Source organism: Prevotella sp. BV3P1 (genome assembly GCF_000479005.1).
Lineage (GTDB): Bacteria > Bacteroidota > Bacteroidia > Bacteroidales > Bacteroidaceae > Prevotella.
This window is the reverse complement of record NZ_AWXC01000043.1, coordinates 1-11,722: the sequence shown is the minus strand read 5'-3', so window position 1 is coordinate 11,722 and position 11,722 is coordinate 1. Positions and strand designations below refer to the sequence as shown.

Below are 11,722 nucleotides of genomic sequence, written 5' to 3'. Positions count from 1 at the left end.
ACTTATTTATCCTCCCCCGTTTTTAATGTAGTGATAAGGTAATAACGGTTTTGATTCATATCCTGAAGTTCAGACATCACCTTCTTCATCTTAGCGTAAGGTGTCTTCGCATCAACTTTGATAGCAATCTTGATGTCTTCATTGACATTCAATGCTTCGGTTACCCAGTGTTGGAATTCACTCTTTCCACCATCGATAGAATCCAAAGGAACGCCAGCCTCAGCACTGGTAATCACTTCTGTCATCTTCTCAGTAGGCAAACCCAAGTAGCCTTTCAAGTTGTCCAAAGGAACGCCCCACATTGGGTCGGTCTGGAACTTCTTCATTTCAGCATCAGTCAGTCCGAGGCTGCCTGTCTCATTCATTCCCTGAATGAGCGAAAGCATGTCGTTCTGATTATCCATACTCATAAACACCTTGCCCTTGTCATTGACAAGAATGTTTAGCACGTCGCTTTCTGGAACCTTGATCTCAGAGACAGACGATGGCTGGTTTACTTTCACTGGTTCGTTCTTTACGAATGTTGAGGTCAACATAAAGAACGTCAGCAACAGCACCATCACGTCCGACATAGGAGTCATGTCGATCCAGACATCTTGTTTCTTAACTTTTAACTTACCCATAACTGAATAATTTTTAAGGGGTTAGCTAAAATTAAGCTTCTGGATGCTTTTCTTCGAATGTGTGAGCGATTGTGTAACCAATCTCGTCCATTGCAAATGTTAACTTGTCAATCTTGTTGGTGAAGTAGTTGTAAGAAACTACAGAGAACCAAGATGTAGCAATACCAGAAGCCGTATTTACCAAGGCCTCAGAAATACCAGTAGAAAGTGCCATAGAGTCAGCACCACCACCAGCTGCCAAAGCTGCGAACGAACGAATCATACCAAGCACGGTTCCGAACAAAGCGGTAAGTGTACCCAATGTTACGATCGTAGCGATAATCGGCAAGTTCATCGTCATGGTAGGCATTTCAAGTGCAGTAGCCTCATCATGTGAGTTCTGAATGGTAGCCACTTTCTCCTTCAACTTGATATTAGCCGTTTCCATCTCTTTGTAAGACTTTAAGTCTGCCAATACCACGTTTGCCACGGAACCACCCTGCTTGTTGCAAAGCTGTTCAGCCTTAGCGATGTCACCATTTCTCAGAGCTGCCTTCACGTTTTCTGTGAATTTTATCACGCTACCTTTACCCGAGCAAGCGCTGATTGCAATCAAACGCTCAACAGACATTGCAATTACGGTACACAACAAACCAAAGATAATAGGCACAACCCATCCACCTTTGTAAACGGTACCCAGCATATTCAAAGGATGACCTTCACGATCGCCGTTAGCGAAGTTGGCAGGATCACCAAGAATAAAGTTGTAGAATGCCCATCCTACAATGAATGCCAAGATAATGATAATAAACGCATGTCTAACGCCCTGAAAGCCCTTAGACTTTTTTTGTGGGGCTGCTTTTGTTGTTGCCATAATTTAATAATTTTAATTTTTGGTTATTAATAATTTAAGTTGTTAATATGCTAATCGTTTTTCAAGATTTCCACCATCCTCATTCAACAAAGGAGATTTACTTGGGGTTTAACATCGCAAAGATATATAATTTATAGATAAATCTTTGTGAAATTAAGAAGTTTTAACGAGTATAATCTTGCTTTTTCTTGCAATTTATCTTCGTTTGGCCCTTCTTTATTTCAATTTTGCGAGTACTTCTTTCATTCTCCTGAGTGCTTCCCGAATATTTTCATCGCTGGTGGCATAGCTCATGCGTATGCACTCTGGATCGCCAAAGGCATCACCGCCAACAGTGGCAACGTACCCATTTTCAAGCAGATACATAGCCAGGTCGGTAGCATTGTTGATGGTATGCTGACCGTCACTCTTACCAAAATAGCTGCTGCACTTGGGGAACAGGTAGAAAGCTCCTTGTGGTACGTTCACTTCAAAGCCGTCAATCTCTTTTGCCAACCGCACAATCAAATCTCTTCTACGTTGAAAAGCCAGACGCATTTCCTCCACACATGCTTGCTCTGTGACGTATGCTGCAAGCGCGGCACGCTGACTCACCGAGCACGGTCCGCTGGTGTATTGTCCTTGCAGCTTGTTACAGCCTTTCACAATCCACTCGGGAGCGGCGATGTATCCTATTCTCCAGCCTGTCATGGCATACGCCTTTGAAACGCCATTGACAAGAATAGTACGTTCCTTCATGCCGGGAAACTGTGCGATGCTCTCGTGACGTCCAACATAGTTGATGTGCTCGTATATTTCATCAGCCAGCACAAACACGTCTTCATGCCTTTTGATGACGTTGGCCAGTTGCTCCAGTTCCTCCTTTGAGTAAACACTTCCGGTAGGATTACTGGGTGAGCAGAGTATCAGCATGCGCGTCTTAGGCGTGATGGCAGCTTCCAACTGCTCGGGCGTCATCTTGAAGTTTTGTTCAAAACCAGCCTTCACAATCACCGGATTTCCACCTGCCAGCTTGACCATCTGCGGATAACTCACCCAATAAGGTGCTGGGATAATCACCTCGTCTCCGTCGTTTACCAACGCCATGAGCGTGTTGCATACGCTCTGCTTGGCGCCATTGGACACCATAATCTCGGCGGTATCGTAACTGAGCTGGTTTTCTCTCTTCAGTTTCTCCGCGATGGCTTTCCTCAAGTCCGGGTATCCCGGTACGGGGGAGTATTTCGAGTAATTCTCCTCGATGGCTTGCTTTGCGGCTATCTTGATGTGTTCCGGCGTGTTGAAATCAGGTTCGCCAACGCTCATGTTGATGACGTCAATGCCTTGAGCTTTCATCTCACTGCTCTTTTGCGACATGGCGAGCGTGGCTGAAGGAGCCAGACGGTTCAGACGGTTTGATAGGTGTGCCATTTGTTTTACAATTGAATAGTTGTTGACTGCAAAAGTAGCATTTTTATTCTTTGAGGCGAAATAAAAGTGATATTATTTCAACAATCGTTTTGATTTTGTAACATTCAGGCATTTATTTGAGGTGCAGCGTGTGTCCCATCTTCACCTGTTTGGTCTTCAGGTAACGCTCGTTGTATCGGTTGGGGGTCACCTCAATGGGCACGATTTCGGAAATTTCCAATCCGTATGCTTCCAGTCCAACGCGCTTCACGGGGTTATTGGTCAGCAGTCGCATCTTGTGTACGCCAAGATGACGCAGCATTTGTGCGCCGCAGCCATAGTCCCTCTCATCGGGTTTGAAGCCCAAGTGTATGTTGGCATCCACGGTATCGTATCCTTCTTCTTGCAATTTGTAAGCTGCAATTTTGTTCATCAACCCGATGCCTCTACCCTCTTGCTGCATGTAGATGACAACGCCTTTTCCCTCTTTCTCAACCAGTTCCATCGACTTGTGCAGCTGCTGTCCGCAGTCACAACGCAAACTTCCCAGGATGTCGCCCGTGGCACAAGACGAATGCACGCGAACCAGCACCGGTTCGTCCCGTTCCCACTTGCCTTTCACCAAAGCCATGTGTTCCAAGCCGTTGCTCTGTTGCCTGAAAGGTATGAGGTGGAAATGCCCGTATCGGGTAGGCATGTCTACCTCGTCGCCCACTTCTATAATCGACTCCTTTTTCAGTCTGTAGGCGATGAGCTCAGCGATGGTGATGATTTTCACTCCCCACTCCGTGGCCAACTTTTGCAATTCGGGCATGCGAGCCATGGATCCGTCCTCGTTCATGATTTCCATCAGGGCCCCGGCGGGGTAAAGTCCGGCCAACCTGCACAGGTCTACGGTTGCCTCGGTATGTCCACTGCGCCTCAACACTCCATTGTCTTGCGCATACAGCGGGTTGATGTGTCCTGGTCTACCAAATGTCTGTGGGGTGGATGTTGGGTCTGTGAGTGCGAGGATGGTGGCAGCCCTGTCATGAGCTGAAACACCCGTAGTGCATCCTTCCAGTTTGTCTACGGTCACGGTAAATGGGGTTCCCAGCACCGATGTGTTGTCTGTCACCTGATGCGGAAGATCCAACTCCTCGCATCTGGATAACGTGATGGGGGCACAAAGCACTCCGCGGGCGTGTTTCAGCATGAAGTTCACCTTCTCTGGAGTAATCTTCTCAGCTGCGATAATGAGATCGCCTTCGTTCTCTCTGTCTTCATCGTCCACAACGATGACGAACTTTCCTTCCTTGAAATCTTTGAGCGCATCCTCGATGCTGGCCAGTTTAAAGTTTTCCATATCGTATATATCTATATATAAAGAGGTGTTATTTTGAATGAATTATTTTCGTAATTTGCTCGGTCACCGCATCATTTGTCTGCACGATTTGTCTGAGATCGCGCAGCAGCCGAATTCTGAATCGCCACATTCTGAGGTAGAAGAACAGTCCCAGCGGGATGATGATGGCCGAAACTATGTTCAGCCACTTGTGCTCAAAGGGACGCGTGTGGGCCTTTACTGCCAGCACGGGATAGTTGTTCAGCTCGTTCAAGACCACTTTGTCCCGGGTGTTCGTGAGGTCATCTATCACTTTTTCAAGTTCATTGCTGATGCGTTCCACCTCGTGGTCGGGCTGGTATTTAAAGAACACCTGCACCACGTTGGGGAGCGATTTCAACCGATGTTCCTCGGCATAACGCCTTATGTCTTCGTTCAGGTTCAGCAGCAACTGGCGGTCTTCAATGTAGTTGGGATCTTCGATGATTACTTCCTTGCCGTATACATGACGCTTGGTTCGCCAGCCCAGCGCTTTCATAATAACCGCTTTCCACTGATCGATGTTGAATACCATGGATTCGCGGTTGGCCTTGTATGTAACAAAACCCGCCAAGGGGATGAGCACCGCAGGGGCCAGCCCCTTGCCGAATTCCACCGTCCACATGTCGCCACGCGCCATACGGTAGCCGGTATTGTCGAGAATATAGTACACGATGAAGACCAATACCGATACAATCACGGGGATGCCCAGTCCGCCTTTCCGGATGATGGCACCCAGCGGCGCGCCAATGAAAAAGAAGATGATGCACGACAGGGCCAGCGTAAACTTGTTAATCATCTCAATATAATGCTCCCTAAGCAGCTTGTCGCCGTCACTGGTTATCATGCTTCTGAAGTTAAGCTCGCTCACCTCCGACTGAACGGAACTAAGTGCCATGTTCACCGCGCTCAATTTCTGCTCTTTGGTTAATTTGTTGTATATCGAGTCAAAATGGTATGTTTTGCCTTGCGCTAATTTCACAGCGGCCAGTGAATCTCTTTTGTTAACTTTCGGAATACGGTAATACATTCGCTGCGCATCGTCATAGATGCTGCGCCCCACGCTGTCGTATGTTATATTGAGCGAGTCGATGCTCGAAGTGAGTTGTGACAAGCTTTTTGATCGGGCGTTATTGGACAGCGCAGCGGCATCGGTCATGTTAAAATCGCCATCGTAGTCGAGCACGATTCGTTTGTCGGCAAAGGTCTCTCTGCGGTAAGGAATGCTGGCACTGGCACCCAGTTCTTGCGACTGCATGTTCTCAAACCATTCGCCACTCCACAGGGTCAGCAGCAGATGTTTCTTGTCGGCTGTAGCCTGGAGCATGCCCGAATCAGCTAAAATGATAGCCTGATCCTCGTAGCTGCCTGTCATCCTGTAAATCATGATGCCGTACAACTTGCCGGTTTTTAGGTCTTTTTTTTGCACATAAATATTGCTGTTGGGAATGCCATCGTAAAAGATGCCTTCAGGAATCTCAAGCTCCGGATTCTTCTGTGACATCGAAATCATCAGCTGGGCCATCTTCATGTTAGCGTTGGGGCCTACATAGTTTTGAAAATAAAAAGAACAAAAGCAAACCACAACCGAGATGACGATGAGCGAGCGAAAGGTTCGCATGGTTGATATGCCCGCCGACTTGATAGCCGTGAGCTCGCTACTCTCGCCTAAATTGCCAAACGTGATGAGGGACGACAGCAAGATGGCCAGCGGCAAAGCCTGTGGAACCAGAAACAAGCCCATGTACCAAAAGAACTGTGCCATGACCTCCATGGACAGTCCTTTGCCGATGAGCACGTCGACATACCTCCACAAGAACTGCATCATCAGTACGAACTGACAGATGAAGAAGGTTCCGGCAAACAGCAGTCCAAATTGCTTGGCGATGAATAAATCTAATTTCTTGATACGAAACATCTATGCCCTTGCTATGTTGTACACGTGTACGAACGATGTGCAAAAATAGCATAAAAAAATAAGATATGCACCGATTTTCGCTTTTTTAAGCATGATGCCGCCTTGAAGCATGCAGCAATAAATCCAATTATAAGATAGAAGTGATGAAATTAGAACGACTAGCTAATTACAACTTGCTACGCATAGTGTGAAAGGAAGGAACGAAACCGCTATATGTCGAACTGCATGTATGGTAGTATAAGAAGTCAGTAAGAGATAAATACCAAAATTAGTGTTTACCTCCTACTCGATACACATTATACAATCTCCTATTCCTCATGGAGTTGCTTCACACCAGCCCTCACTGCGCTTCAGACAGCATGGCGATGGTGTATAAATTCCTTGAATATTCCAAATTAAACTAGTCTGCAATTTGAACGATTTTACATTTAACACAAACACGCCTGCAAAATGACTCATACTCCAATTAAAAATCCAGGCTAGCACTGTGCTGGCCTGGATTGTTATTTGGACATGTAATGGTTTTACTATTTATCCCACCACACTCGAGTACTGAAAGTATCACCACCCTGACGGCTAACAGCAGCATCGTAGTTGGCCTTGTTGACCTGTGACTCTGAAGAAGGATAGCGGAAGCGGCGTGGTATAGAACCGTCGGTTGCACACTGTCCATCCTGCTTGGCCATCGCGGCTGGTGTCAGCACGGGGAAGCCCGAACGGCGCCAGTTGGCAAACACCTCGTGAGGATCGCCAAATGTTGTGATGTAGTACTGTGTGTTGATCTGCTCCAAAGCTTTAGCTACGTCGAACGGATTCTCCTTGAGATACTTCTCAACAGCGCCTTCCGGTAGATACTTGTTGTACACCTTGCCAGCATTGGGGAACTGCGTGAACTGTTTGAATGCAGCCTTCACACCATTCTCGTAGAAAGTCTTTGCGTCACCACTAATATATCCACGGATGGCAGCCTCTGCCAACAAGAAGTTGGTCTGTGCGGCCGTGATGATGAATGTAGGCGCAGTAGGATCACTGTAGGTATACCGGTTAGGAATTGAGAAATAGCGCGTGTAACGGGAGTACCAATAAACCGGCTCTTTCTTCACGCTTCCGTCATCGGCTTTCCCCTCCTTGTATTCCACAATGTTCTCAGGTTTTATCCCAAACCGAGGGTCAACCTTTGCTATAGCGTAGGGACTGGTGGGGTTCAGACTGTATCCTCCAGAAAGGATTCCTTCTTGTTTCTCGGCCGTCATATCACCGAAATCATCTTCCTGCCAGCCATCCTGCACGGAGATCAGGTCTTTCTTGCTCACGGTGGTTCCAATGAGCGACAAGCGTGGATCGTTGGTCTGCTTAAGCATGTCAACAAAAGTCTTGCTCAAGAAGAACTCCCTGTCTTCGCTTGCGTTGATTTTTGCAAAGGGCTCAGAAGAGTCGTTAGTTGTCACGCCACCTGCATGGTCCAGCTTGGCATTGTCGGCTACGTCTGTGATAACACCATTGGCGTAAGCTTTCGCGGCATAGGTCTTAGCCGTTGTCGGGTCAACCTTTACAAGTCGCATGGCCAGGCGAAGCATCAGCGAGTTGGCGAATTTCTTCCACTGTGCGGCATCACCTTTATAGTACAGGTCCTGCACGCCCATTTCTGCTTTTCCGCTAGCCAGCTTGGCCTGAGCCTCATCGAGTTCCTTCAGCATCCCTTTGTAGATACTTTCCTGCGAGTCGTACTTGGGATACGAGAACTCTTTGGGGCGTCCGGCCTCGGTGTATGGAATGTCACCGTACAGGTCAGACATCTTCGCAAAGGCATAGATGCGCATCACGCGAGCCATGTTCCAGTCTATCTCCAACCCCTTCTGGTCCTTCCACTTGTCGTAGCAGGTAGTCACGTCACGCATGGCCCCACGGTCGCCGCTGAAAGTATCCCAGAAAGATGCCGAGTAGCCATCGCTATAGTTGTACCGGCCGTAGCCGTCCCACCAGTCAATAGAGGTCAGCTGCTGCGTCCACTGGGCTGAGTAAATACAGCCTGTGCGCCACAAGTCCCAGTCGGACCCCAATGCCTGGTGCTGGGCATTGGAGAAGACCATCTCAAAGGGGACGTTAGCCTCGTTCAAGTGTTCTGGGTCGATGTTTAGATCACCGAAATCGCCACAACTTGTCATGCCCAAAGAGAACACTGATGCTAATGCAATATATTTTATCTTTTTCATATTCAATCTCGATTAAAAAAATTAGAACTTAACATTCAAGTTGAAACCAACATTACGGGTTGCGGGATAGCCGTTGAGCTCAAGTCCCTGTCCGTTCGACGCATTAAGTGCAGACTCTGGATCGATGTTCGGCGTATGCTTCATGATGGTCCAGATATTACGTGCGACGACAGAGAGACTCAGTCCTTTGACAAACTTCACGCGGCTTAGCATGGCCTTTGGGAAAGTGTAGCCCAATGAAAGCTCACGCAGTTTGATGTAGCTTGCGTCGTATACAAACTCCTCTGCGATGTTTGCTTTCGTGATGGCACGGTAGTAATCCTGCGAGGAAACGGCCGTTGTATTGGCCTTACCTGTTTCTTCGTCGATACCGGCTGCCACGATTTTGCCAATGGGGTTTTCCTTTGTACGCCCATTCAGGGTTTCCTTGTGCATGCCATAGTAGTAAAGCATATAGTTGGTACCCGAGAAAATCTTGGCACCGAACTTGGCGTCGATCAAGAATCCCAGGGTGAAGTCCTTGTAGGTGAACGTGTTGCGCCAACCACCTGTCCAGCTGTACACGCCATTGCCAAGGCTTGTCTGCTCACCGGCCTGTGGCAGTCCCTTCTTCAGGAGCAGCTGTCCTTGCTCGTTTCTCTTGTATTTGTTACCGATAATCTCGCCGTAGGGACTGCCCACCACATTATAAATGTACACATTGCCGTTGCGGCTCTGGGCACCGTCAATGGAAAGGCGATCTACGCCATCGCCCAGGAACTCCACATTGGAGTTGTTGTAGGCAAAGTTGAGTGTCGTATTCCACTGGAAGTCCTTGTTCCTTACGGGGTAGGCGTCAACCATGAACTCGAAGCCGTTGTTCTTCATCTTGCCGGCATTGATGACCTTTGAACCATATCCCGAGGCTGAGGAGGTGGATACCGTCGCGATGTCGTCGGTGGTCTTCTTGACATAATAAGCCATGTCAAAGTTCAGACGGCTCTGGAAGAATGAAAGGTTCAGACCAGCTTCAAACTCTGAGATGTGTACGGGCTTCAGGGTATTGTTGGGCAACTTGTTGCCATTGTTCTGGGTAGCCGTGGACTGACCGTTCACCTTATAGTTGCGCAGCTGATAGAGTAAAAGGTTCTGATAGGCAGATGTTCCATTCGATGCTGAAGCCATGCCGACGCGGAACTTACCAAAGTCGAACGCCTCGGGCAGCTGCTCGCGGAACGTGTCGGTGAACACCCATGAGAGGGTAGCTGATGGATAGAAATGGCTGTTACTGTCGTCGGCCAGTGTGGAGAACCAGTCGTTGCGTGCCGTCAGGTTCAGGAACAGTTGGTTCTTCCATCCCAGGTCGGCCGTGCCGTAAAGCGAGTTCACTTGGTAGCGAATATGCGCCTTTGCCGGACGCTTGTCGTCCAGGTTGTTTATGGACCACAGTCCGTCAACAATGAAGGGGCGTCCTCCATCGGTCACGATATACTGGCGGGTGTTGTTAAACTGTGTGTTGCCACCGAATGTAGCGCCAAGCGACCAGTCGCCAAATGCCTTGTTTAAGCCCAGCAGGAAGTTGAAGTTGTTTTCGTAGAAGTTCTTCTCGTTTTCTGCCATGAATCCTTTGGGGTCGGCTGCGGCTCCAATGGGCTGCACCTGCTTGAACTCGATGCTGTAGCCGTCGCGCTGGGCTGCTCCCTGGAGATACAGCCAGTCGGTGATGTCCCATTTCAAATTGACCGAGCCCACCAGACGCTCGCGTTGTAAGTCATTGGTCTTGCGGTACTGCAGCCAGTACGGGTTGTTGAAGTATTTGTTGGTTCCACCAATCATCTCCTTGCCTTCCAGAGTGGTACCCCATCCCTTCTCAGTTCCTTCCATCCAGGTGATGTCAAACGAGTTACCTCGGTAAAGCAAGGCAGCGTTGGTGTTGCCATTCCCGTCAGAGAGATTAGATCGGCCGTTTGACTTGTCAAAGGTGTAGTTGGCGGTAACCGTCAGGTGCAGGTTCTTGAAGATGTCGTAGGTGGTGTTCATGTTGAAGCCCAGCTGTCTGTTGCCGGCATTCGGCAGAATGCTCTTCTCCTTGTTGAAGGAGGCTCCAAAACGGTAGATGACATTCTGTGCTGACCCCGACACTGCGGCAGAGGTATTCGATGTGACACCCGTGCCATAGAACTTCTTCCAGTTGTCCACCGGACTGTATTTATAGGTATTCCCTAAGAAGTTGGTGGCTTCCGATCCGTCCATCATGGCACCCCAGCTATTGCTTTCACCCTCCTGGGCAGCCTTCACGTCGGTAGGCTTGATGCCATTGAGCCCCAGGCCATACACATTCTGCCAGTCACGATAGTCGTAAATACTGTTGACCGTGAGGTTCTCGTTCAGCTCTACCGAAACTGGCTGGTTTTTCTTGCCGCTTTTGGTCGTAATCAGGATGGCTCCGTTACCGCCCCGGTAGCCGTAAAGGGCGGATGCAGCGGCGCCTTTGAGCACCTGAATGCTCTCAATGTCATCGGCATTGATGTTGTTTAAGCCGTCACCCGAGTCCATGCCGCCCCACATTCCTGCCGAGCCCTGGTTGGTGTTGTCGAAAGGCACGCCATCAACCACATACAGCGGCATGTTGTTACCTGTCAACGAGGCATTGCCACGAATGATCACACGCGATGTACCAGTAGATCCCGTACCGTTGCCGGCCACGTTGACGCCAGCGATTTTACCAGATAAGGCATTTCCGATGTTCGGGTCACGAGCCAACTGGAAGTCCTCTCCACCGACTTTCGTCGTGGAATAACCCAGAGAGCGCGATTGTCGCTTGATGCCCAATGCTGTCACCACCACCTCGTCGATGGCCTGCGATTCATTCTCCAGTGTGACGTCGATGGTGCTTTTGCCATTCGTAGACACACTCAACGTCCGGGCACCTACATAGGAGAACTCCAAGGTAGAATGGGACGGACACGCGATGGTGTAGTGTCCATCAATGTCTGTAATGGTACTGACATTGGATCCCTTGACCTTAACTGTTGCACCGATAACCGGCTCGCCTAAGTTATCAACAACGGTACCTTTTACAGTAGAATTTTGTGCATGCAACGATAATGATACCAACATGAACAAAACTGCCAAGCAAGCCCTCATGGAAAGCCTAAATGCATACTCTTTTTTAATCATGCTTCTTGTTTGTATTAAAGAATTAACTATAAATTGAATAAAGGGTGTTTTCTCAAAATAAAATGGTTACCTTTTCTTGTTTTTTATTGATTAGCTTCAATGGTTATTGCATCATGATGGCTATATATGGCTATCACGCTACAAAAATAGACAAAAATTAGATAAGGTCAAAATAAAAGTATCATTATTTTTCTCAGAATTAAA

Annotated in this window: 7 protein-coding genes; all 7 read right to left on the bottom strand. The window is 48.3% G+C overall.

Going from position 1 to position 11,722, the window contains the following annotated elements; translation table 11 throughout:
• Positions 1-2: 2 nt before the first annotated feature.
• On the bottom strand, positions 3-623 hold the full coding sequence (locus HMPREF1254_RS07845; RefSeq protein WP_023058179.1) for an ExbD/TolR family protein: 621 nt from the start codon (positions 621-623) through the stop codon (positions 3-5).
• A 31-nt stretch (positions 624-654) separates the two neighbouring features.
• On the bottom strand, positions 655-1,476 hold the full coding sequence (locus HMPREF1254_RS07840; protein ID WP_023058216.1) for a MotA/TolQ/ExbB proton channel family protein: 822 nt from the start codon (positions 1,474-1,476) through the stop codon (positions 655-657).
• 216 nt (positions 1,477-1,692) lie between these two features.
• Positions 1,693-2,886 (bottom strand): pyridoxal phosphate-dependent aminotransferase, encoded by a 1,194-nt coding sequence (locus HMPREF1254_RS07835; RefSeq protein ID WP_023058160.1) that lies wholly within the window; start codon positions 2,884-2,886, stop codon positions 1,693-1,695.
• 112 nt (positions 2,887-2,998) lie between these two features.
• Complete coding sequence (locus HMPREF1254_RS07830; protein ID WP_023058204.1) at positions 2,999-4,210, bottom strand: bifunctional 3,4-dihydroxy-2-butanone-4-phosphate synthase/GTP cyclohydrolase II; 1,212 nt, start codon at positions 4,208-4,210, stop codon at positions 2,999-3,001.
• A gap of 28 nt (positions 4,211-4,238) precedes the next feature.
• Entirely contained in the window at positions 4,239-6,146 is a 1,908-nt protein-coding gene (locus HMPREF1254_RS07825; protein ID WP_023058183.1) for an LptF/LptG family permease, read from the bottom strand.
• A gap of 527 nt (positions 6,147-6,673) precedes the next feature.
• On the bottom strand, positions 6,674-8,359 hold the full coding sequence (locus HMPREF1254_RS07820) for a SusD/RagB family nutrient-binding outer membrane lipoprotein (protein WP_023058218.1): 1,686 nt from the start codon (positions 8,357-8,359) through the stop codon (positions 6,674-6,676).
• Positions 8,360-8,380: 21 nt separating this feature from the next.
• Complete coding sequence (locus HMPREF1254_RS07815) at positions 8,381-11,518, bottom strand: SusC/RagA family TonB-linked outer membrane protein (protein WP_023058141.1); 3,138 nt, start codon at positions 11,516-11,518, stop codon at positions 8,381-8,383.
• Positions 11,519-11,722 lie beyond the last annotated feature (204 nt).

Bases quoted from the DNA above. Each gene is read 5' to 3' on its own strand.
- HMPREF1254_RS07845 (WP_023058179.1), bottom strand. From the start codon at position 623: ATGGGTAAGTTAAAAGTTAAGAAACAAGATGTCTGGATCGACATGACT.
- HMPREF1254_RS07840 (WP_023058216.1), bottom strand. From the start codon at position 1,476: ATGGCAACAACAAAAGCAGCCCCACAAAAAAAGTCTAAGGGCTTTCAG.
- HMPREF1254_RS07835 (WP_023058160.1), bottom strand. From the start codon at position 2,886: ATGGCACACCTATCAAACCGTCTGAACCGTCTGGCTCCTTCAGCCACG.
- HMPREF1254_RS07830 (WP_023058204.1), bottom strand. From the start codon at position 4,210: ATGGAAAACTTTAAACTGGCCAGCATCGAGGATGCGCTCAAAGATTTC.
- HMPREF1254_RS07825 (WP_023058183.1), bottom strand. From the start codon at position 6,146: ATGTTTCGTATCAAGAAATTAGATTTATTCATCGCCAAGCAATTTGGA.
- HMPREF1254_RS07820 (WP_023058218.1), bottom strand. From the start codon at position 8,359: ATGAAAAAGATAAAATATATTGCATTAGCATCAGTGTTCTCTTTGGGC.
- HMPREF1254_RS07815 (WP_023058141.1), bottom strand. From the start codon at position 11,518: ATGATTAAAAAAGAGTATGCATTTAGGCTTTCCATGAGGGCTTGCTTG.